This is a genomic window from Vagococcus sp. WN80Y, assembly GCF_059621045.1.
Genome location: NZ_JCAQHY010000169.1, coordinates 58,872 through 82,349, shown reverse-complemented (window position 1 = coordinate 82,349; position 23,478 = coordinate 58,872). Strand labels below are relative to the sequence as shown.

The window sequence follows — 23,478 nt, the reverse complement described above, 5'->3', positions numbered from 1 at the left end:
TAAAATAGATTGAAAAATGACAAATAATTAGTTGTGCGTATGTATTATTGTGCAAAGCAATTATTTGTCATTTTTATTTGGATAATTTTATACAAAATTTTTTCGAAAATCTCTCCACTTTTTAGTGAATTGAAAGACCCACACAGACAAATTACCATAACCCTTCATTTTCTTTACCGTTTTGACTTGTGAATCCACCTTATGATAAGAGTGTATAAATTATATTCGTTAAATATACCAGACGTGGTATGAAAAAATAACATACACGAAAGAGAGTGGTTTAATAATGGCAAATGAAAAGATGGTATTATCCCGAAATGGCATTAATTTAATTAAAAAATGGGAAGGCGTACGATTAACTTCGTACAAAGATTCGGTTGGTGTTTGGACAATTGGATATGGTCATACAAAAGGTGTGACAAGTGGAATGACAATAACTCAGGCACAAGCAGAGGCCTATCTTAAAGAAGACATTATCAGTCATGTTGCTCATATGAAAAAAGTAATTAGTGTTAACCTTAATCAGAATCAGTTTGATGCTTTAGCGAGTTTTCATTTCAATTTAGGTGCATATATCTTACAAAATGATGCGACTCTATTAAATTTTATTAACAGTAATCAGTGGCAAAATGTAGGGACTCAGATGAAAAAAAATGTTTATGCGGGAGGTTCTGTCTTACAAGGATTAGTAAATCGAAGAAATGATGAAGTGAAGTTACTATTGACCACAGTAACTAATCCTAGCCCGACCTATCCAGCGATTGAGTTATTTTCTTCAATCATTCTAATCACTAATGCGACTAATTATTATGATGGGTCAGTTATTCCTGCAGCAGCAAGAGGAGGAGCTTACACCGTAATTGAAACAAAAAATATTACTCAACAATCAAACAGCCTTCGAATATACAAACTAAAGGAATTGAATCAATGGGTGTTAGAGCAAGACGTGACGAAACAAGTAACGACCTTTTCTTATATGGCCAAGTATTCATCAGTTTTGTTGAACAGCAATGCTAGCCGGTATTTTGATGAAACGGTAATCCCAGTGGCTGCTAGGAACCAAGCCTACACAATTATCGATCAAAAAAGTATTACGAAACGATCAAATAGCGCTCGAATTTACAAACCGAAGGAGTTAAATCAGTGGGTAGTAGAACAAGATTTAACAAAACAAGCGACGACGTTTGCTTATGTGGCTAACCATTCTTCTGTTATGCTGAATAGTAATGCTAGTAGGTATTTTGATGAAACGGTAATCCCAGTAGCTGCTAGGAATCAAGCCTATACAATTGTCGATCAAAAAAGTATTGTGAAGCGCTCGAATAGTGTTAGAATTTACAAATTAAAGGAGTTAAATCAGTGGGTAGTAGAACAAGATATGACGAAGCAAGAGACGACATTTGCTTATGTGGCTAACCATTCTTCCGTTATATTGAGTAGCAATGCCAGCAAATATTTTGATAACTCCACGATTCCATTAAATGCTAGAAACCAAGCCTATACAATTGTGGATCAAAAAAGTATAGTGAAACGGTCAAATAGTGTCCGGATATACAAATTAAAAGAGTTGAATCAGTGGGTAGTGGAGCAAGATATTAATGCGCAAAGCACAACATTCCCGTACTTAGCTGTTAATAGTTATGGAATGTTACAATCTAATGCAAGTCAGTATTATGATCTTTCTGCCATTTCGCCATCAGCAAGAGGTAAGAGCTATACAATTGTCGATATGCAAAGTATTGTAAAACGATCAAATAGTGTTAGAATTTATAAATTGAAGGAGCTGAATCAGTGGGTAGTGGAACAGGACGTAAGAGGAACTACTGTTAAGCCAAGCACGATTAATTATGCCTTGCCTGTTCGCAAAGGAACGCCGATTACCTCTTATTTTGGACCACGTTGGGGTCAAAATCATAATGGGATTGATTTTGGTGCAGCAATGGGAGAGCCGATCTTTGCTTCTAAGGATGGGGTAGTAGTGGAATCTATGACTACAGCTCAATCTGGTGGATTTGGAGAGTATATTATTGTAAAGCATAATGATGGCAATATGACAGGCTATGCTCATATGTCTCAACGAATGAAAAAAGTTGGCGATAAGGTCGTTCAAGGGGAACAAATTGGTAAGATTGGAAACACAGGTGATAGCACAGGCCCTCATTTACATTTTAGTGTGCAAACTGGAACTTGGGGACCGTATAAGAATCCGGCTCCAATTTTAGGGATATAAAACGAGATTGTAAATATGAACTATAGTGTTTATGTTCCCAGCAATACGTCAATTATTAGTTTTGGATTCTGAGAGGAAGGCTCTGTTACATAGTTAGCATTTAACTATGTAACAGAGTTTTTTGGGAGATTTAAAAAATAGCAGGCTGAAAGTTAATATGTTATCAGTTATATTTGTTGCCTTTTTCTCCACCATCCCCCCAAACTCAAAAGAAGCAATACACCAACAAGAGAAATTAATATCTCAGTCTTTACACCAGTCTGAGGTAATTTAATAAAGCCCCCCGTCGTCTCATCTCTAATGACTACTTTCCTATCAGATTGATTGCTACTTGCCAAACGTTTCAGGATCACTGTCCCTACTTCTAAAGTATCATCAGATTCATTGTAGTGACAAGTAAAAGGAAAGGGATTCCAAATAGTTGGAGTTCCATATTTTTTTATATATGATTTCTCATCCCATGTAAGTGTATAAGTGCTTTTTTCTTTATTATAGCCAGTAAAATCATAAATATGATTGTTTACGATCAATGATCGACTCGAAAAAGTCCACAGTTGTTGTTCACCGTCAATGTTAGCTTCCCATTTACCTTGTAATACAGCGGGGAGATCTTGGCCATAAGTATAGTTTGAGAAAACATTTTGATAGTTTTTTACATCTGTTGTCGCTCTATCTTGAATAATAGTGCCTGCTCTTTGATAACTAACTGCTCCGACTTCGATTGTGTCTAATTTGGTATTGTAGCTAAACTGATAGGAAGAAGGAGTCCATGGTGCTGGATTTCCATAATTGAAAATATAGGAGTCTCTGTCCCAGAAAAGAGTATAAGTGCTCCCAGTAACGCCGTAAGCGATGATAGAGTATGTCGTAGTATTAAAGGTTAAGTTTTGACCAGATAGGGAAAGATGCCGATAGCTTCCATCAATACTGGCCGTCCAGTCGCCCGCTATTTTACTGGGAAGATTCTTATTTTCTACATAGTTGTCATAAGTAATATTGTCACTCTTTTTCGCAAATAGGGATATTGTCTTAGTTTGATTAGGCGAAGCTTCGTTCGCATAAGTAACCATGGGTTGAAGTTGTAATAGTACCAAAGACAAAAGACTAATGATCATTGATCTCATAATAAGGTCTCCATAAATTTAGTTGTATTTCTTACAATTGACTTTTAAGAAATGTATACGTAACTTAAAGTAATTAAAGAAATCTTTTTGTAATACAAATGTAACATTTAAAAAGCGATAAGTCTAGCTTATTTTTCAAATTGTGTATAAATTGATGAAAGATAGAGGGGATGGGAGATTGAAATGAGGAGCTAAGCTAATAGAAAATTTTCAAAAATGAACAAAACTAATTCTTTTTTCAATTATTTTATTTCCTTTTCTTCGTAATTGGCACAATTCTTGCGATATAAAAAAGCCTCTCAAATTGGCGTATAACAAACAATTTGAGAGGCTCCTATCCATATTTTTTAATTAAACAATCACTTGACTTAACTTACCACTTCACATACATGAGTTTTTAGGACGAATCGTTGAAGATACGGATTGTATTTGGGACGATCCCGTATGTAAAGATGATGGTGTCAGTGACCACAGTGACGTTTGAGACAGAGTTTTTTGAGGTGATGGAGAAATTGTTAGTGGAAGGGATCTAGAAGTTACTAACTCAAGTGATGGATTCATAAAACAGTTATTTAATTAAGAAAGAAATTTTTGCCCATGTCAGCAATTAGTTGACATGTAAGAGGCTGTTACGTTGACGAGTGATCAGACATTAAAGATTGATATTACAGTGTTTTGGGCTTATTTAGAACAACTCAAGCAGTTAGACAATCATGTCGCCTGAAACCCTTTTCTGCTAGTGGATTTATGGAACGATTGTTATTAAAATACGTATTTCAATGAGTGACTTATCCTTTATCTAATAATCTTGAAACTTGTTATTTAAATGAATGAAGAAATATCGCTCATGTCAGCAATTAGTTGACATGTAAGAGGCTGTTACGTTGACGAGTGATCAGAGATTAAAGATTGATATTACAGTGTTTTGGGGTGGTTTAGAACAACTCAAGCAGTTAGACGATCATGTCGCCTGAAACACTTTTATGCCAGTGTGTTTCTGGAACACTTGTTATTAAAATACGCATTTCAATGAGTGACTCATCCTTCATCTACTAATCTTGAAACTTGTTATTTAAATGAACGAAAAAATATCGCTCATGTCAATGATTAGTTGACAAATCAGAGGCTGTCAATTTGATGGATGACTAGGTTTTATAGACTGATATAACAGCCTTTTTAGCCGATTTTGTTCACTTGAATCAGTCCATGGATCATGTCAACTGACTGCGCATTAAACGATAATATAAATGAGCGTGTGTTATTTTAAATGAACTCTTGATGAAGATAGAAAACTGTTTAAAGATACTTATTACTATCTTTACACAGTTTTCACTATTTGTAAAAGGGCCTAACTCGTGCCTTTTTGCTATAGTCGTGACTCGTTTTTGTTTTAAAAGGTTGTTAGATCGGTAATTACAGAGAATTTGCCAATGAATGAATACAAATTCTACTCAAAAAGGCATGAGTTAGATGGAAAATTTTTTTTTCAATTAAAAACAATCTATATTAATTTGGAAGTTACACCATTCTATACGTACTGCTATAATTAGTTCCAACTATTGAGTCATTTATTTGTGGTATCAAAAAGATAAAAAGGGTTAGCAGTGTTTTAAGAATGTCCGTGAAATCTGGATAAAGGGATTATCTCGAATGAAATTACTGATATTAATGACTAAGTAGATGTAATCCTAATTAACGGGAGACTACTCATTAGTTAGATCGCTCTTATCTGAGGCTGTCGATTTGCTATCAGGGTATTCGGAGATCAACTGGCTCATTATCAGTACATTACTCGCTCTAATCACTGGCGTTCCTACATTTTGGGAGTTTGCTAGAAATTAGAGTATTTTTGTGGTAATTTAACTATTGAGAAATAGCTAGATTTGGATGATCTGTTTATTAAGCTCTTATTTGATAGAATTATGTCAAATTCTGGTGCTTTAAATTGAATAGTAAAACTCAAATAATATGAGGATCACTCGCAAAAAATAGGAATATATCTGTTATTAATTGATTTTTGTGCTAAAATCGTAGTTAAACTGACTAGAGAAAGTTATTGAAGTGCAATTTAACTCAAGTAATCTGATAATCAAGTAGGAGTGAATTAAGTGATGAAACTAGAAAACTTATTGAAAGGTATTAGTTATCACAGCAATCAAGCTGATTTAACAATAGATGTATCAGGGATTTTTTATGATTCTAGAATGGTAGAGACAGACTCTCTTTTTTTAGCATTAAAAGGGAAAAATAGCAACGGTCATGATTTCCTTAATCAGGCAATTGCGCAAGGTGCAAGAGCTGTTATTGTGGATGAACTAGTTAAATTGCCTCGAGCCAATAAGCTAATTGTCATTACAGTTAAAAATGTTAGGGAGGTCGCCCCAGCAATTGCTGCTAATTTTTTTATTCAGCCCTCAAAGGCATTTAAACTAATTGGTGTTACTGGCACTAATGGTAAAACGTCTGTGACGGCTATGATCGAGCATGTTTGTTTGACTTTAGGGGTTAATGTTGGCACAGTTGGGACGCTAGGAAATCGTATTAATGGTGAGGACGGTTTTGGTAAATCAACGACTCCAACTACACCAGAGGCCGTAGATTTGCAAGCCGCTTTTAATCAAATGAGACAAGCTGAGGTAGAAGTCGCAGCAATTGAAGTGTCGTCTATGGCTTTAGAGCAACAGAGAGTTGCAACTTGTGAATTTGCTTGTGCTATTTTTACTAATCTGACACAGGATCACTTAGATGATCATGGGACAATGGCAAATTATAAACAGGCCAAGCTAATGCTATTTAGTCAGACCCAAACAGGCCTTGTTAACTCTGATGATCCCATTGCGAATGATGTAACGGAGCTATTAGGTCAACAAAATTGTCCTTATTTAACCTATGGAATTGAAGCCAAGGCTGATCTTAGAGCAACAGAGATAAAGATGTCTTCGCAAGGTGTAAGCTACGTACTCATGAACGAGGGGCATTCCTATCAAGTTACGGTTCCTATCCCGGGAAAATTTAGCGTGTACAATTCGCTAGCAACAATCGGAGCGTGTCTCTCTCTAGGCTATGATGGCCAAGCTGTAATTGAGGCTCTGGCTAGTATGGGAACTGTTGCAGGACGGTTTCAGAGAATGCCATTGTCGAAACATTCTACGGCAATTATTGATTATGCGCATTCACCAGATGCTTTGAAAAGTGTAGTAGAAAGTGTCAAAGAATTTTCTAATGGCAAGACCTATTTAGTCTTTGGCTGCGGTGGAAATAGAGACAGTTCAAAAAGAAAAATCATGGGTGAAATTGCAGGAACAAGCGCAGATTACACTGTTATTACATCTGATAATCCTCGATTTGAAGACCCTTTAAAAATATGTCAAGAGATCGAAGCAGGGATAAAACCGATTTCGACTAATTTTGAGATTATTGTGGATCGAAAAGAGGCCATAAAAAAAGCAATCACACTGATGTCAGATGGTGATACGTTAATTATTGCTGGCAAAGGAAATGAAACCTATCAAATTATTGGCGATCAAAAGCATCATTTTTCCGATAGTGAGGTTGTAGCAGAGATCGTGAACTATAAGGGAATATGTGAAAAGTAAACAGATAAGAGAGGCGCATTTAAACAGACACTAGGAAATTTCTAAAAATAAGGGTAAAATTAATAGTAAGAAATGAGGGAGAGCGATGAGAAAAAAAGATAAGAAATGGCTAGGGTTCCTATTATTACTAGCAGTCGCTGTTGGATTAAGTGGCTGTCAAAATGCCCGAATGTGGTTCAAGGATTTTGAGCAATCATTTAAAGGCTTAAATATGACCATTCGAACTTATGATGATGAGAGTCAGATTATTGATGAAATTAAGGGGAAGTCAGTTTCGATTGAGCGAGACACTGATTTTGATACAGATGAAGAGAGTGCCGACTCATCTGTTTTACGTGTGAGTGTTGGTGGCAAAGAACTGCACCATGTTGGCTCTTCGATGGTAGTGGCGGAAAATGGTTTAGAAAATGTCTTTGATGAGTATGCACAAAAACATGATTTAAGCGACCAAGACCGTTCTTTACCGATGGTCAATAAGATGGTCGATGAGTTTAAAAACTCCTTTACTGGGAAAAAGAAGGTCATTTTAGTCCGCAGTCAAAGAGGGTACCCATTAGCAACTTATGCTGGAGATAAAGTCTCTTTGTATAAGACGGATGTACCAAAAAGTACGGGGATATTAATTGACGGTCAATATCTGTTCATCTATCGCTGTGACTATACGATTTATGATCTAGAATTACTAGAATAGGGGAGCAGACAGTGGCAGTTTATCTGATTTATTTCGTTATTATTATTATTTCTAACACAGTAGGTGCGGTTTCTGGAATGGGTGGTGGCGTGATTATTAAGCCTGTTCTCGATACCTTTGGCTTTCACTCTTTAGCTGCAATTAGTTTTTATTCCAGCGTCGCTGTTTTTACGATGTCAATCTCGTCTACCTACAAACAGCTTAGAAATGGAGTGAAAATCAAGTGGCTTCAGTCCCTTTTTATTTCAATTGGTTCAGTGATTGGTGGGATAGTCGGCAATAAACTTTTTACCTATTTACTTGATTTTTACGGCAGTCAGCGAGAGGTTCAATTGATTCAAATTGGTTTAACAATTGGCTCATTAGTGTTGGTCCTCATCTATACGTTAGGACGTGCTAAGACTCTTCACTTTAAAAGTCCAATAGCATACTTAGCAGTAGGGCTCTTTCTAGGAGGTTTTTCGACCTTACTAGGAATAGGGGGTGGGCCGATTAATGTTTCACTTTTAGTTTTTTGTTTCGGCTTAACGATGAAAGATGCGACAGTCTATTCGATTATCACGATTTTCTTCTCTCAACTAGCCAAATTGACGGAGGTTGGTTTATCGACGGGCTTTAATGTCTACGATCTGTCGATGCTTTTGGCGATCATACCTGCGGCTTTGCTTGGCGGTTATTTGGGTGGGGTTGTAAGTGGTAAAGTATCTGATAAAGTCGTATCGAAAATATTTATTTTAGTCGTAATTCTCGTGATTGGGATTAATCTTATGAATGGACTAAAATTATTTAGTTAATCAAAAAAGGAGCTGTGACTCATTAAGGTCACGGCTCCTTTTACTAATTATTTAGCTAGTTGTTCTATTAATGCAACAAAGGCATCAATGATTGATTGCATAAAGTCTTTTGTCCCTTGATTGTTGATGTTGCCATCATCGTCTAATAGGGTATGGACATTTGCAATATACGCTTCTGGTTGTTGTAATGGTTGGACATCTAGGAAAACTAAGCTTTGACGAAGATGATGATTAGCTCCGAAGGCACTTAAATTACCTGGGGACACACTGACAATTGCACCAGCTTTTTTCCCCCATAAATTGTGACCATAAGGGCGAGAACCAACATCTAATGCATTTTTGATAACAGCAGGAACTGAACGGTTATACTCTGGTGTGACAAATAGAAAGGCATCTTTATCACTCAGGTCTTGACGGAACTTAGTATAAGAGGCAGGAACACGATCATGGTCGTCAAAATCTTGGTTATAGATCTCTAATTGACTAATATCAATCAATTCAACCTCATAGCCTGCGGGAAATTGTCCTGCTAAGGCTTTAGCAATTTTCTTTGAAAATGATTCTTCTCTTAAACTTCCGACTAAGACACCAATTTTTTTATTTGACATATGTAAACATCCTTTCGTACCTTTATTTACTTACCATTAATTAGTAAGTGTTAACTTTAGTGTATAACTGATCTCAAAATAACGCAAGTAATTCGAATTAATGGCAATAAAACAAGCTTAAGCAGTCTTTACTTAAGCTTGTTTAGTGCATAATTAATTTCTTCCTGAACCTCTGGATCTGTTTCCTTAGTTTGGAGGTCTGCTAGAAAGTCAATGATGGCTAAATTGTCAGGTGTCGCCAGCTCACCTAGTGCCCAAGCAGCTGTTCCGCGAATAACGGGGCGAGGATCGTTGTCAATAAGGGCTAGTAAATTGGGGATTGCGGTTTTTACCTTAGCGTTGGCTAAGGCAATAATGGCATTCCGTTGAAGCGGTTTTTTTCCGCGCCACGAGCCTGCGAGAGAGCCAAAGGTTTCTTTAAATTCACGATTAGAAAGAGTCAACATAGGCGTCAAAAGTGGCGTAACAACTTCGGGATCAGGCTCCATTTCCTCGTGAAAATGAAAATCCTTCCCCTTATTAAATGGACAAACCTGTTGGCAAATATCACAGCCGTAAATAATCGTGCGAATTTTTGGACGATATTCTAATGGCATAAAGCCTTTAGTTTGAGTCTGATAGGACAAACATTTTTGGCCATTCATTCGCCCATCACCAAGAAGCGCTTCTGTCGGACAGAGGTCGATGCACTTGGTACAATCGCCACACTGAGAGTCAATGGGTGTATCAGGCTCGAAGGGAATATTGGTAATAATTTCCCCTAAATAAACATACGATCCAAACTCCTCAGTAATTAATAAGCCGTTTTTGCCAATAAAGCCTAGGCCTGCTCGTTGAGCAACAACAACATCAATCAACTCTCCTGTATCAACCATCGGCTTAAAGTGAAGTTCCTCGCTATCAGCAGTGTCTTTAATGAAGCTGATAAGAGCTTGTAGTCGTTCTCTCAGGATGTCATGATAATCAATCCCCCAAGAAGCGCGAGCGAAGCTTCCTCGTCGATCCCCTTTGACCGAAGGGGCTTTGGCTTTGATTTTAGTGGGATAGGCTAAGGCGATCGAGATGATTGATTGAGGGCGATCGAAAATTTTATCTGGATAGAGTCGTTCATCGATTTCAGGATGTTCGAAGCCTGTCGTGTGACCCGCAGCTTTTTGTTCTTCTAAGCTGTCTTTTAAATGGTCGAAAGGGGCAGCACTAGTAAAACCAATTTTATCAATTCCTAATTCTTGGCTAGCTTCGATAATTTTCTTTTTTAAGTCTTGATACATAGGAAAACCTCCATCTACTTGTAAAAAAAGGAGAGTTTTAAAATAATCTTAAATTAGCTTTCCCTTTGTCTGTAGTTATTATATGATAACAGTAGAGAAAAATAAACTATTTGAGGTGAGGATAATATGGCAATGACGAGAGATCGTAAGAAAAAGACCAACTGGCTAGGGATTAGCCTAGGAGTAGTAGCGTTTGTAGCAATTGCTGGTGGTGCAGCTTACTTTATTTTAAGTCAGCGAGAGCCGTACAAGGAGGCTCAAGAAGCCTATATAAAAGCACTTGAAAAGCAAGACTACAAAAAGTTGAGCCAACAGTTATCAACGTCTTCAATTAAACAGAGTGGTTATAAAAAGCAAGAAATTAATGATAAGTACGAGACCATTTTTAATGGATTGGGATTTAAAGAAATTGAAGCGAAAAATGTTAAAGTTGTTAAGGGAGAAGCAAAAGGAACCTTCCTGTTAACCTATAACCTTGAGATGCAGACGCCTTTAGGTGAGCTGAAACAAAGCTATGAGACAACACTTGTTAAAGAAGATGATACATACAAAATAGATTGGGCGCCGAATTTGATTTTTGAAGGGATGAGTGGCAAAGATGTCGTCTTACTTGATAAGGATACTCCTGCTCGTGGTGCAATAAAAGATCGCAATAGTGTCGAGCTGGCTAAAAATCAAGACGCTTCTCAAGTTGGGATTATACCTGGACAGCTAGGTGATGGTGAAGCCAAAACGGCAGCAATAAAAAAAATTAGTGAGACTTTAGGCGTGACAGAAGACTTTATTAATCAACAATTAAGTGCCAGCTGGGTTCAGGCAGATCATTTTGTCCCGATTAAAACACTGATTGATGAAACACCGAATCTGGATGGGCTGACAGGGGTTACCATCGGGCAAACGCCAATTCGTTATTATCCGCTTAAGGAAGCGGCGGCTCAGCTTATTGGGTATACAGGACAAGTAACGGCAGAAGATATTCAAAAAAATCCATCATTGACAGCTAATTCTTTGATAGGGAAAACGGGCTTAGAGGCTGCTTTTGACAAGGAACTACGTGGGGTAGAAGGTGGGAGCTTGAAAATTGCTGATGAAAATAGGCAGGAGAAAAAGGTCTTGATTCAGCAAGAAACGAAGGCCGGTGAAGATATTATCACCACGCTAGATGCCAATGTTCAAGCAAAAGCCTATGAGCAAATCGCAGCAGTTAAGGGTGCTACAGTTGTGATGAATCCTCTTGAAGGTGATTTGACAGCAATTGTCAGTAGTCCATCATTTAATCCTAATAAAATGGCTAATGGGATTTCTGAGAAAGAATATAATGACTATGCAACTAGTGATAACCAACCCTTTTTAGCTCGATATGCAACGGGCTATGCTCCGGGGTCGACGTTTAAAACCATTACGGCGGCTATCGGCATGGGGGCCGGCATTACTAAGCCGGATAAAACCAAGGCAATTCAAGGGTTAAAATGGCAGAAGGATGATTCTTGGGGAGGGTATTGGGTGACTCGGGTTTCTAATGTGCCAGAAGTTAATATGGTTGACGCGCTTGTGTACTCAGATAACATCTACTTTGCTCAAGAAGGTTTGGAGATGGGGGAGCAAGTTTTCCGAGCGGGCTTATCCAAATTCCAGGTTGATCAAAAATATGACTTACCATTAGAGATTGCTACAGGACAAATTTCTAATGAAAAGGAGTTTGGTAGTGAGATACTACTGGCTGATACGGCTTACGGCCAAGGCGAATTATTGTTAAGTCCAATTCAGCAAGCAAGTATGTACAGTGTTTTTGCGACTCAAGGAACAATGACCTTACCGAAGTTAATTAAAGATCAAGAGAAGAAACAGGTGCCTGATGTTATAACCCCTGATGCGGCCAATACTGTTAAAGAAGCAATGCTTAAAGTCGTTTCCGATTCAAATGGAACAGCTCATTCGTTGAATAGCGATAGTTATCAGTTAGCAGCTAAAACTGGTACGGCTGAGATTAAAGAAAAGCAGGATACTAAAGGGCTAGAAAATAGCTTCCTTCTGGCTTTCGATGCTGAAACGAATCAAAACTTAGTCGTTTCTTTAGTTGAAGGAGCAGAAGTGGGGCAATCAGCAACGGTCTTAAATAAAGGGTTAATTGAGTCCTTAATGGCGAAATAAGAGAGGAGAGTAGGAATGACTGTAAAGTCGCCTACTCTTTTTTGTGATGAAGGGATATACCTAGGTATATTTGCTAACTAGGTGTATGATTTGATTATTAGTTTTTAGAGGCACTACTGCAGCATGCTAGCTTGTTCGAAAAATTTGATCCTAGAAGGGGACCGTTATGTCAGATATATTATCAAAAGATAACCTGTTAAGCCCGTTTTTGTCTGAAACGCATTTAGAAGAATTAGCACATAAACAAATGAAACGTTACAATTTTTTCGATACAAGCAATGATCCTGTCTCACAGTTAGTGCCAACTAAAAAAATAGTGGGAATTGGTAAATTTGATCAAGGGACAAATTGGTTAGCGGTTTATAGAGAGTACTTAGGTCTTGAGGAGAAAACGATCAATTTTTCAACTGAAAAATTTGACCCTTTAATTGAGTTAATTAGCGAGCAGGGGATAGCTTATTTTTTGAGAAAGGCTAATATCGAAAATACGTCTGAGCCGATATTGGCGATTTATAATGAACGATTAGATGAGTATTTTGTTTACGGTAATGGCAGTCACCGAACGTATCTGGCGAAGTTATTGAATCTGGATTATATTCGCTGTGATGTTGATAGATTTCAAAAACCTCGTTATACTAGTTAAAGAAATTAGGGATTAAAGAGAAAGAGGATGAGAGTAATGGTTCGTCGTTTAATGAGGTTTAAGTCTGTTTCAGTGGTAGCTGGCTTCTAAGATAAGCAATGATTAACTTAGAAGCGAGGAAAAGACAATGGAAAAACATCATTTTAATCACTGGTCTGAGACAAAATATCTCAAGGAGCTAGTGACCAATCCACTAATTACAGTGGGAGATTATTCGTACTACTCAGGCTATTACGGGCATCATGAGTTTGAAAATGGCTGTGTCCGTTATTTATGGGGCGATCAAGAGTCGCGCCAACTGTTTAATCCAATTGAATCCCATGGTTGGCAAGTCGATCGGTTGCTGATTGGCAATTATGTCTGTATTGCTAGTGGGGTCGTTATTTTAATGGGAGGGAATCATAATCATCATCCCGAATGGGTGACGGTTTATCCTTTTTTAGAAACGATTGCCGACTCGTATAATTCAAAAGGAGATACTGTGATTGAGAGCGATGCGTGGCTCGGGATGAACGCAATGATTATGCCTGGTGTGACGATCGGTGAAGGTGCAATTGTTGCAGCGGGTTCTGTGGTAGTCAAGGATGTACCTGCCTATACGATTGTTGGTGGCAACCCCGCAAAAGTTATCAAACCGCGCTTTAATTTGTCTGAAATTAAGTTACTTAAAGAGATGCGTTGGTATGATTGGCCTCGCGATAAAGTCGAAGAGGCAGTGCCGCTTTTGATGAGTCGCAGAATTGATCAATTGTACGAGTTTTACCATGAGCATGTTTTTTGTGAGTAGGATAATACCGAAACGGCTAGTGTCACTATTTTCTTTCTATTAAATTACCACTTTTCCGTTAATATTACCTTTTAGGGGAGCAGAGGGATGATAAGAAGAGTGAATCTACGGCCTTTTTCTTAACTAATAGGATGAATCAGTTAGTTTTTGGAGAAGCTTAGCGTCTTTTTAGGTACGAGGTCCATTAGACCTTAGCATAGTTGCTGTGGTATAACTAGACTAATAGCGATTTTCTGGAGCTATTAGTAGAATTAATTTCTAAGAAAATCGGTTTAATAACAAAATCATCCTCATTTTGAAAAGCCATGTCCGTAAAACCGTAACAAGTTTGAAACAACCGGATAATTGTCTGTTTTAAGTTGTTAAAGGGATACTAACGACCTTAATTAAGGGTGTTGGGCCTCTTAGGATAACAAATTGTCTGAGGTCGATGTACGCTTTTGGCGATTTGAACAGGTTGAGATTTTTTTTATAGAATAACAGCGAGTGAACTTAAGCGTGATAGTAGTGTAAATACTATATAACAACAAAATCAGCTTAATTTTGAAAAGCCATGTCCGTGAAACCCTGCCAAGTTTGAAACAACTGAATAATTGTCTATTTTAAGTTGTTAAAGGGGATACTAACAGCCTTAATTAAGGTGATTGAGCTTCTTAGAATAACGAATTATCTGAGGGTGATGTGCGATTTTGAGGATTTGAACAGGGTGAGTTTTTTTATTAAATAACGTATTTATCAATGGTCCTATAATAGTTAAGTTTGTAAAATCGTGATTGTAACGCAAAGAATCAGCTAACGAAATGACTAGTTTGAACTTCCAAAAACTAGTCTAACGTCGTTGGCTGTTTTTTGTCGCTAATTATTATTGAGTTATATAATCGAGAGTGCCCGTTTCATTTCCAGCTAACCCAAGCTGAAAGTACCACAAGCGTTCTCAATTATTCCGATCTTTAGAGAGGACATATATTTCCGAATTATTTTACGGGACGTATATATTTGAAAGAATTGCACCAAGCTTGCACTAAGATAGGGTTATCTTGCACTTATCAAAGTGCAAGTATTTTGTGTTGTGGAACCCTCCTAAGTGTTATAAAGTATGGGTGTTGAAAGAAAACGTTATCCTGAAACAAAAGAAGCTGATAGTGATAAACTAGTAAATGGAAGCTGAAATATGTTTTGGAAGATAAGGAGACATCGCGATGACCATTCAACTTAGTAAAAGAGAAAACAGTATCCTGCTCCATCTATTGACGAATAGTGGTGTGGTGCAAATTAAGGAGTTGGCCGAGCAATTCAATTTGAGCGTTCGAACAATTAAGTATGATTTAGATTCTATTCGACTCTGGTTGTCTGCTAGAGAGTACGAGCTACACTCGAAACGGGGCAAGGGAATTTGGCTAGATTTGGCTGATTTTCAAAAACTCTCCTTAAAAAACGAAGTGTTACGGTTAGAAAAGTTAGAGGATAATTACGATCAAGATGTAAGGATTTATAAACTGGTTTTTGAATTACTCAATCAGACAGACTACATTAGCAGTGATTGCTTGAGTGAAAAATTACTGGTGAGTAAAAATACGGTCACTAATGATTTAGAAAAAGTGGAAGAATTTATGCTTGCTAATGATTTGATTTTACTTAAACAACCACGTAAGGGCATTAAGGTTGAGGGAAGTGAAGCGACGATTCGATTGGCTCTAGAGAGGATTATTCAGATAGAGCTATCCGAATATGATATTTACAATATCATGAGTAAGCTAGTTAAGTCTGATCGGAAAAATCGGACGTTCAAAATTTATATAGGGTCTAATCGAGACTTTCAAGAAATTTATGAAAAAACGTTAAACTGTATGACTGAGTTGATCGACGGCGAGTTATTCGAACAGCTGAATTACAGTGAGGTTTTATCTATTACGATTAGAACGGCGATTTCAGTTACACGTTTGTTACGCCAACAAACTGTCGGCAGTTATAAAATTTTAGCGGATCAGCAGAGTTTATTACGAAAAAAGGAATTGCCTTTTTTGTTGGTTCAGGCAATTTATGACACCTTCGAGTTGCCGATTTTAGAAGACGAGTATCATTACATTTATAGCGATGTGTTGGAAAATAAAGAGAATCAAGATGTCGCAGTGATTGCAGAGTCAATTATTGGGTTTGTGGCGGAGCAGTTAAATTATCCTTTTAATAGGGATGAGCTCTTATTTACCAATATTTTTGCTCATCTTTCTTTGAGACTGTCTCGTAAGCATCTCTTTATTAATGAATACAACCCTTTCGTAGTTGATATTAAAGCGAAGTACCCCTCGCTTTATACGGCAATTAAAGAAGGCAGTAAGCAAGCAATTAATGGCTCGGCCCTGATTGTGACAGATTCTTTTGTGGCGTATCTGGCGTTACACTTTTTAGTTACTTTCGAGAAATACCGAGCGAAGGAAAGCGTCCAGGTCGTTTACGTTTGTTCTACTGGCTTAGGAGTGACAAGCTTGATTCAGCAAAAAATTACGGAGGAAATAAGTGGTCTTGAAATAGTGTCCTTTGCGTCAATTTTGAATCTGAGAGAAGTGGTTAAATCGTGTCTACCAGATTTGATTGTCACTATTTTTCCGATTGAAGAAATGGATGTGCCGTGGATCAAAGTAAATCCCATTCCGACGGCAGATGATTTGAGAAAGATTCAACATCTAGTTGACAATTTACTACTGACAGAGAGGTCAACCAGCTCCAAAGTCACGCTAAAAGTACGAAATAAAAGTCAATCAACTCTGACGACAGAAGAGGAAAGTCGCGAGTTAATCGTCAAGGGCTTCATTGTATTTGAAAGCTTAAAAGAGCTTCTCATGACACGACTGCAACCTGAATTACTTAATTCTTTTTTACTTCATGTTTTTTTGATGGTTCACCGAATCGTGTATGATGCACAGTATCAACAGGTTGGACTTGAAAAGGAACAGATCATTGCTAAAAACAGCGAGCTAGTGGCGGAAATTGAAGCGATTTTCGCAGTAAATCAATTACCAGTCAATGAATCGGAGATTATTGCTCTATTACATTATTTAAAAAAGGATGTGTCGCTTAAGATGAATCTATCACAGGATGCGGAAACAATCATCAATCACAGTCATCACCAAGATAAATTGATTCTAGTAATAGAAAAGGTTGAAGGGTTGCTTAAACAAGCTGAATTACGTCCGTCTGAGATTCAGTGGACAGTGTTAATTAACCATTTAAACGAAATGATTCGTCGGTCAGAAGAAAGTAACTTGATTCCAGAGGTTGATCCAGCTCTTTTTGTGGATGTCTCACAGGAATCACTTGATATGGCTGAGCTGGTGGTTAATGATATCAGCAATTTACCAGTAGCAGAAAAATACGTTTTATCGATTCATTTTGAAGCTATTAGAAATCAATAAAAAGACTAAATAAAGGAGTGTTTATCATGGTAAAAGTAGTTATTGCAGATCGTTTAGGAAAAGGTCAAAATGTAGCAAAAGGAGTTGAAGCAGCGGGTGGTGTAGCAGTTGTCGTTCCAGGTATGGGGGCGGATATGCGTCTCGGCGATGTCATGCAACAAGAGCAAGCGGACTTAGGGATTTCATTTTGTGGCAGTGGGGGTGCGGGGGCGTTAACTGCGGCAACCAAATATGGTTATCCAGAGCGTCATGGTATGCGTTCGATTGAAGAAGGTGTGACCGCTATTCAAGATGGCAAGACTGTCCTTGGCTTTGGCTTTATGGATCAAGAAGAGTTAGGTAAACGATTAGTAGAAGCATATAACAAAAAACAAGCTAACTAAAGAAAGGGAGGAGATCGCTATGGAGACTGTTACAACTAAAGAACGTCAGACCATTCGTGTAGAGGGAACAGGTGATGAAAAGCAGAAGGCTTTTGCCCATGCTCTTAATCAAATTCACAATCGGGTGTTAAAACAGGCCGATGTGATTGCTCGAATTGAACCCATCGGGATTAAGGTCGTAAAAGCTGAAGAAGAGACGTATACTGAGCGTTTTTTATTTTTCTTCATGCCACGAAAACGAAGGTCTTATCGTGTCCTTTTAGATGTTGAAGTCGATGTTACCGCTGTTGTGATGGATCAGGTGACGTTTATTGAAAAAAAGATAACGGGCCCAACTAGCGTTTCTCTTCCAAGCTGGCCTAAGAAAATTCGCAAGGAGGTAACGAAGTGAGTGTTATTATTATTTTATTAAAATCATTAGTTATAGGTGGGTTAGTTGGCTTTGCAGTAGGAACTGGAGCGGCTAGAATGTTTCATGCGCCAAGTACCCAAGGGCTCGGAGCTTTTCGGACATTAGGTGAAATGAATGCCTGTGAGGGAGATGCCGCGAGTCACTTTTCATTTGGTCTAGGATTCTTCTTTAATGCTTGGGCATCAACGGTTGGTGCAGGTGCTTTTACTCAGGATGTGGATCATCGAGTGATTCCCAACTGGGCAGCTGCGGCCTTGTTATTAAAAAATAAAAATGTGGCCGAAACAGTTCACAATCCTAAAAAAATGGGAATTGCTAGTGCGTTGATTGGCATGGTAGTTGTTGCATTTTTAAACACGACGGCCTCTGCTATCCCTGAATCTTTACAGGTTACGGCTGTAGCGGTCTTGGTACCGGCTGCTAATTTACTGATTAATACGGTGATGCCAGTATTATTTTGGTTGGCAGCCATAGATGCAGGTAAACGATCTGGGTTATGGGCTACTATTTTTGGTGGATTGGCGACGATGGTCATGGGAAATGCGGTTCCTGGGGTTGTGTTAGGCATTTTGATTGGTAAAGGTGTGGACGAAATTGGGTGGAATCGTGTGACTAAAAGTATGATGGTTGCGATTGTGCTACTGTTTATTTTCAGCGGCTTTTTCCGTGGCTTTGACTTACAAATGATTGAAAGTTTCCGTATGAAGATACCGGGTTGGTTACAAGATGTCCATAATATTTTTAATCTAGGGAACTAATGGGAGCAAAGGAGAGGTAACTGAGATGAACGAAACATTAGAAAAAAAGAATTTTTGGTACGCAGATTGGTCATTTCCAATTTTAGTTGGGTTACTTTCAGCAGGAGTTTTTGCAGGAACCCATATGTATGTTGTCTATGGTGTAGGCGCCTTTAACGAAGTCGCGATTGTTGCGATGCTGAAGGCGGGGCTAGATGGTGGCTCTTACGGGGCGGCTGCGGCTTTTGGTGCTAGCTTCTTGTTTGCCCGTATTTTAGAGGGCTCATTAGTCGGGATTTTGGATATTGGTGGGGCAATTTTAACAGGTGTTGGAATTGGTGTACCTGCTATTTTACTAAGCATGGGCATTACTCAGCCAATTGACAACTATGCCCTAGCCTTAACGACAGGACTAGTGATTGGCGCAATCGTCGGGGGCTTGATTATCATGATTCGTAAATTTACGATCAATCAATCTAATTCTACTTTTGGGGCAGATGTGATGATGGGAGCTGGAAATGCTTCTGGTCGTTTCTTGGGGCCGTTGATTATCATTAGTGCTTGTGGAGCCTCTATTCCTGTTGGGATTGGTTCAGTGATTGGTGCATTGGTTTTCTATCTTTGGAAAAAACCAATTGCCGGTGGCGCAATTTTAGGCGCGATGATTTTTGGGGCTATTTTCCCAGTGGTTCTTGAAGGTTAGTGTTAGTTTTTCAACTATAAAAGAGGGTGAGCTAAGAGTGATAAGCACTTTTAGTTCACCTTTTTTTATGGGGTTAGTAGCTTATAAGACCTTGGGTAAGCCTTTTAAATAAGTGGTGATAACGTGGACGTCATCTACATTAGTTCCAGTAAGGGGGTCTGGATAATGTTCGTGTCCCATGCCTGCAACCAAAACGGTATCTCCTGCTTCTGCTTTAGCTAAGGCTAGCTTAATCGCTTCGGGACGGTTTAATTGAATGGAGAAATTGTTTTTTGAGAGAGTTGCGGTCATCTCTGTAATAATTTGTAAAGGGGCTTCCGATCGAGGATTATCAGTAGTAAAGAGGCTGAAATCAGCGTTATCACTTGCAATCTGAGCCATCATTGGGCGTTTTGTTTTGTCTCGATCTCCACCACAGCCTACGACACAATAAAGCTTGCCTTTAGTTAATTTTCTGGCAACAGTCAGGACATTTAATAAGCCATCTGGTGTGTGGGCATAATCGGCAATGGCGGTGATGTCATGTGTATTTGGCACAGCTTGAAAGCGCCCTTTAACTCCAGTGATTCCTTCGATAGCAGTGATAATTGTTTCAGGGACGATGCCAATTGCATAACAAGCGCCGAAAGCAGCTAGGATATTGTAAACATTAAATTCACCAACTAAATGAGTACTGACAGGATAGTCTTTCCCAAGCAGGCTTAGAAGAAAGTCAGTGCCAGTCGCAGTGCTTTGAATAGCTGATGCTTGAATATCCCCTTGGCCTAAACAGCCATAAGTATAGACATTTGTTGGGGTTAACTCTATGAATAAGTCGGCATAAGGATCATCACAATTAATTACCGCTGCTTTGGGGATTTCAGTTAGGCGATTACCAAGTCGTGTAAATAGAGTTGTTTTGGATTGTAAATAATCTTCCATTGATTCATGAAAATCTAAGTGATCTTGAGTGAAATTTGTAAATACAGCTACGTTAAAATCGATCCCCAACGCTCGTTCTTGTTTTAATCCGTGAGACGATACTTCCATCACACAGTCTGTTACTTGAGCGTCGTCCATTTCTGCTAATAATTGTTGAAGCTGGACTGTGTGTGGCGTTGTGTTGGGCGTCGCATAATAAGTCTGCCCAATTTTGTTGTAAAGAGTGCCAATCAATCCGCTATTTAGGTTAGCTTGTTTGAGTACAGCATCAATCAAAAAAGTAGTGGTAGTTTTTCCATTGGTACCAGTGACGCCAATCATTCTCATGTCACGACTTGGATAGCCGTAGAATTGATTGGCAACTCTGGCTAGAGCTTGATTTGTGTTTGCGACAAGAATAAATGGACCTGGTTCAGGTGGAAGCTGATCCAAAATAATCGCAGCCGCTCCTTGATCGAGGGCCTTTTGGATAAAGTGATGACCGTCATAATAAGAATTATTAATGCAAATAAAAAGGGATCCTAGTGTGACTTCTTCGATATATTGTGTCAGATGAGCGATCTCTAAATCTGGTGTGGCTACTCCATTATGTTTAACAAAGCAGGTCGAAATAAGCCTAGATAATTTCATAGATGTGACTCCTTTTCTATTGACGAAAGAGACGGGCAGTTGCTAGGAGCAAGGAAGGGAATTGGCGTTAGTGAAGGGCAAGGTGTTAATGTAACATGATGCGTCCAAAGACACCTAATCATAACACACCTGAACTTATTAGGATATGGAAGCTAGAAACAACCAACAATTTGTCAGACTTGTAGGTTGTTTCATTAGAGGATAAAGAGCCTAAAACGTGTCGAGGCCCTCTTTTTTCATCGACCGTTCAAATTGTTTTTTTGTTAAGCCAATCACGAAGGACAGTAGCAGAAGACTGATAATCGTCCCTTCTCGGACAAAAAGCGGACCACCAATCCATAAGGTAATGAGAAGGGAGAGGCCGACAGAAATGACGTCGATGCCATAGCGAAGTTGTGCGAAAGGTTTTTGCCATTTACGAGCTAAAACCTGACAAACACTCTCAATCGGAAAGGCTAATATCCCTAGATTAAGAACCATTCCTGTTCCAAAACCTCCTAGAATTGTGCCAAGTGTAAAGAGTCCTAAGCGTCCCAAATAATCGGCTAATGTCACCTGTGAAAAGACGGAATAGACAAAAAAATTAATGACTTTGCCGAGTGATAAAACCGATATTGCTTGAATTAAATAGATTGAGAGCAGCTTGCCACGAGTAAGATAGCAGTAGAGGAGTAAAAATAGGCCATTAACAATCGTGGTCATTGTGCCAATTTTTATAGAGGTTAGCTCTGCTAAGCTTAGGTTAAGGGAATTAAAACTGCTGACACCGACATTGGCGATGATACTTAGGCTGATTCCGAAGCCAGTTAGCGCATAAAATAGTAAAGAAATAATAAGTAAACTTGTTTTTTTCATTGATAAACACCTTGCCTTTCAGTTGTAATTTATCAGGTTATTACTCATAATAATAGGAGATATCTCATATTTTGGAGGAAACAGATGAAAAAGATTAGCTTAGTAGATGGCAACGTTTATCGTGAGTTATGGGAACCTGTCAAGGTATTGATGGATTTACCACTTGAAGAGATTGCTCATCTTGAAGAGTTTCAGCGAGGAGACGTGATTATCCATGACGACCAAGGAACGGACAAACTGTATGTTTTATTGACTGGTAAAGCCAAAATTTATATGATTCACGAAGATGGCAAGCGTTCGATTATTCATTTTATGAGTCCGGGGGAATTGATTGGCGAATTAACACTTTTAGGGGTGGAGGAACGAACAAAAGATGTTGTTGCACAACAAACAAGTCTTTGTTTGGTAATTCCTTTGAAGAAAGTACAAGAGGTTCTTTTAACTGATTCCAAATTTTTACGTCAATTATCAGTTTATCTAGCGAAAAAACTATTAGACCGAACGGACCGATTTAGTGAGGGATTAAATTATCCATTGATTAACCGATTAGCGGCTTTTATTTTATATATTGAAAGTGACGGGCATTATCAGGAAAAACATACAGAGGTTGCTGAGTATCTGAGTGTTAGCTATCGTCATTTACTATATACCTTTCAACAGCTACGAGATCAACAGGTTATTCAGAAAGAAAAGCGTGGTTATCGGATTGTTGCGCGACAAAAGCTAGAGTTGTGGGCTAAGGACATTCATGCCTAGTTGAAATTGCTTACAATCGTGGTACACTATAGTTAAACATGTTTGTTAATGAGAAGCGGGTGAAAAATTAAGAGTGTGATAAGGAGCATCACACCCTTATTTTCCTATCGTTTTGTCGAGGCCACGAATTAAAAAAACTTTATATTTAGGAGGAGTGTTAGATGGGAGAGCGGGATACGCAAGAGCGGTTGTTAGAGGCGACGATTAGTTTGTTATCGGAGTCTGCTAGGCCGGAAAAAATTACTGCGAGGCAAATTGCTAAGGAGGCTGAGGCTAATTTAGCGATGATTAATTATTTTTTTAAGAGTAAGGATGAACTAATTAATATGGCAATTCAACGGATTATGCGGCAAGAATTGGCTGATTTTACTCGTGTGATTGTTGATGGTAGTGAACCGAAAGAACAGTTATTTCAGATTTTAAATTATTTTTGTGATATTGCGATCAAGTATCAATCCTATCTGACATTGACCGTTCCTTACGAGCTTTTATCAGCTGAGTTTCTTGTTGAATCAGAGTTGTTGGAAATTATTGAAGAGTTTTATGAAAATCGTATTCCAACGTCTTATTCGCGAATGATTGCTTTGCAACTTATGAGCTTCACTAGGCTGGTATTATTGCGAAGTAAAGCTTTTAAAGCCTATAGTGGTATTGATATTATGAATGTTCGTCAAAGGCAACAATATCTAAGATTTCAGATTGAATTATTTTTACAAGCAAAAAGAGAAGAGTAAATAAGAAGTTGTAAACATGTTTAAAGACTGTTTACAACTTTT

Annotated in this window: 20 protein-coding genes; 15 read left to right on the top strand and 5 right to left on the bottom strand. The window is 38.3% G+C overall.

All coding sequences use genetic code 11. The annotated features are described in order from the left end of the window. Window positions 1-286: 286 nt before the first annotated feature. Window positions 287-2,230, top strand: coding sequence for a glycoside hydrolase family protein (locus AC5KOD_RS17595; RefSeq protein ID WP_496915891.1), 1,944 nt, complete (start codon window positions 287-289; stop codon window positions 2,228-2,230). Window positions 2,231-2,397: 167 nt separating this feature from the next. On the opposite strand, the gene AC5KOD_RS17590 is transcribed toward AC5KOD_RS17595, so the two are convergent. Next, entirely contained in the window at window positions 2,398-3,354 is a 957-nt protein-coding gene (locus AC5KOD_RS17590; protein ID WP_496915890.1) for an LPXTG cell wall anchor domain-containing protein, read from the bottom strand. Window positions 3,355-3,764: 410 nt separating this feature from the next. Here AC5KOD_RS17590 and AC5KOD_RS17585 point away from each other — a divergent pair, with 410 nt between their 5' ends. The 4 genes from AC5KOD_RS17585 to AC5KOD_RS17570 all read left to right on the top strand — a co-directional run bounded on the left by AC5KOD_RS17585 (window position 3,765) and on the right by AC5KOD_RS17570 (window position 8,435). After that, the gene (locus AC5KOD_RS17585) at window positions 3,765-3,887 is read left to right on the top strand and encodes a hypothetical protein (RefSeq protein ID WP_496915889.1); all 123 of its coding nucleotides are present in this window, start codon (window positions 3,765-3,767) and stop codon (window positions 3,885-3,887) included. Between the two features lie 1,578 nt (window positions 3,888-5,465). Then, complete coding sequence (locus AC5KOD_RS17580) at window positions 5,466-6,950, top strand: UDP-N-acetylmuramoyl-L-alanyl-D-glutamate--2,6-diaminopimelate ligase (protein WP_496915919.1); 1,485 nt, start codon at window positions 5,466-5,468, stop codon at window positions 6,948-6,950. Window positions 6,951-7,035: 85 nt separating this feature from the next. Then, window positions 7,036-7,641 (top strand): DUF5052 family protein, encoded by a 606-nt coding sequence (locus tag AC5KOD_RS17575; RefSeq protein ID WP_496915888.1) that lies wholly within the window; start codon window positions 7,036-7,038, stop codon window positions 7,639-7,641. An 11-nt stretch (window positions 7,642-7,652) separates the two neighbouring features. Continuing rightward, on the top strand, window positions 7,653-8,435 hold the full coding sequence (locus tag AC5KOD_RS17570; protein ID WP_496915887.1) for a sulfite exporter TauE/SafE family protein: 783 nt from the start codon (window positions 7,653-7,655) through the stop codon (window positions 8,433-8,435). 47 nt (window positions 8,436-8,482) lie between these two features. Here AC5KOD_RS17570 and AC5KOD_RS17565 read toward each other — a convergent pair whose 3' ends face one another. Together AC5KOD_RS17565 and queG are read right to left on the bottom strand one after the other, a co-directional pair. Continuing rightward, window positions 8,483-9,043 carry an NADPH-dependent FMN reductase gene (locus tag AC5KOD_RS17565; RefSeq protein WP_496915886.1) on the bottom strand — a complete coding sequence of 187 codons (561 nt, stop codon included), beginning with the start codon at window positions 9,041-9,043 and terminating at the stop codon, window positions 8,483-8,485. Window positions 9,044-9,171: 128 nt separating this feature from the next. Then, window positions 9,172-10,314, bottom strand: a complete 1,143-nt coding sequence (gene queG, locus AC5KOD_RS17560; RefSeq protein WP_496915885.1) for a tRNA epoxyqueuosine(34) reductase QueG — start codon at window positions 10,312-10,314, stop codon at window positions 9,172-9,174. 126 nt (window positions 10,315-10,440) lie between these two features. On the opposite strand from queG, the gene pbp4 reads away from it, so the two are divergent. The 8 genes from pbp4 (at window position 10,441) to AC5KOD_RS17520 (ending at window position 19,540) form a co-directional block, all read left to right on the top strand. Beyond that, window positions 10,441-12,465 carry a penicillin-binding protein PBP4(5) gene (gene pbp4 / locus AC5KOD_RS17555; protein ID WP_496915884.1) on the top strand — a complete coding sequence of 675 codons (2,025 nt, stop codon included), beginning with the start codon at window positions 10,441-10,443 and terminating at the stop codon, window positions 12,463-12,465. Window positions 12,466-12,631: 166 nt separating this feature from the next. Beyond that, window positions 12,632-13,108, top strand: a complete 477-nt coding sequence (locus AC5KOD_RS17550) for a hypothetical protein (protein WP_496915883.1) — start codon at window positions 12,632-12,634, stop codon at window positions 13,106-13,108. Between the two features lie 127 nt (window positions 13,109-13,235). Next, entirely contained in the window at window positions 13,236-13,895 is a 660-nt protein-coding gene (locus AC5KOD_RS17545; RefSeq protein WP_496915882.1) for a CatB-related O-acetyltransferase, read from the top strand. Between the two features lie 1,199 nt (window positions 13,896-15,094). Beyond that, window positions 15,095-17,305 (top strand): HTH domain-containing protein, encoded by a 2,211-nt coding sequence (locus AC5KOD_RS17540; RefSeq protein ID WP_496915881.1) that lies wholly within the window; start codon window positions 15,095-15,097, stop codon window positions 17,303-17,305. A 26-nt stretch (window positions 17,306-17,331) separates the two neighbouring features. Then, window positions 17,332-17,688 carry a glycine-rich SFCGS family protein gene (locus tag AC5KOD_RS17535; RefSeq protein ID WP_496915880.1) on the top strand — a complete coding sequence of 119 codons (357 nt, stop codon included), beginning with the start codon at window positions 17,332-17,334 and terminating at the stop codon, window positions 17,686-17,688. A 19-nt stretch (window positions 17,689-17,707) separates the two neighbouring features. After that, window positions 17,708-18,079 carry a DUF4312 family protein gene (locus AC5KOD_RS17530; protein WP_496915879.1) on the top strand — a complete coding sequence of 124 codons (372 nt, stop codon included), beginning with the start codon at window positions 17,708-17,710 and terminating at the stop codon, window positions 18,077-18,079. Then, window positions 18,076-18,858, top strand: a complete 783-nt coding sequence (locus AC5KOD_RS17525) for a DUF4311 domain-containing protein (protein ID WP_496915878.1) — start codon at window positions 18,076-18,078, stop codon at window positions 18,856-18,858. Before AC5KOD_RS17530 ends, AC5KOD_RS17525 begins: the two co-directional genes overlap by 4 nt. 25 nt (window positions 18,859-18,883) lie before the next feature. Then, complete coding sequence (locus AC5KOD_RS17520; protein WP_496915877.1) at window positions 18,884-19,540, top strand: DUF4310 family protein; 657 nt, start codon at window positions 18,884-18,886, stop codon at window positions 19,538-19,540. Window positions 19,541-19,621: 81 nt separating this feature from the next. Here AC5KOD_RS17520 and AC5KOD_RS17515 read toward each other — a convergent pair whose 3' ends face one another. Both AC5KOD_RS17515 and AC5KOD_RS17510 read right to left on the bottom strand, forming a co-directional pair. Beyond that, window positions 19,622-21,091, bottom strand: coding sequence for a UDP-N-acetylmuramoyl-L-alanyl-D-glutamate--2,6-diaminopimelate ligase (locus AC5KOD_RS17515; protein ID WP_496915876.1), 1,470 nt, complete (start codon window positions 21,089-21,091; stop codon window positions 19,622-19,624). Window positions 21,092-21,301: 210 nt separating this feature from the next. Then, a complete protein-coding gene (locus AC5KOD_RS17510; RefSeq protein WP_496915875.1) occupies window positions 21,302-21,946 on the bottom strand; it encodes a YczE/YyaS/YitT family protein in 645 nt (214 codons plus the stop codon). Window positions 21,947-22,030: 84 nt separating this feature from the next. On the opposite strand from AC5KOD_RS17510, the gene yeiL reads away from it, so the two are divergent. Both yeiL and AC5KOD_RS17500 read left to right on the top strand, forming a co-directional pair. Further along, entirely contained in the window at window positions 22,031-22,702 is a 672-nt protein-coding gene (gene yeiL / locus AC5KOD_RS17505) for a transcriptional regulator YeiL (RefSeq protein ID WP_496915874.1), read from the top strand. Between the two features lie 161 nt (window positions 22,703-22,863). After that, a complete protein-coding gene (locus AC5KOD_RS17500) occupies window positions 22,864-23,436 on the top strand; it encodes a TetR/AcrR family transcriptional regulator (protein WP_496915873.1) in 573 nt (190 codons plus the stop codon). The last annotated feature ends 42 nt before the right edge of the window (window positions 23,437-23,478 follow it).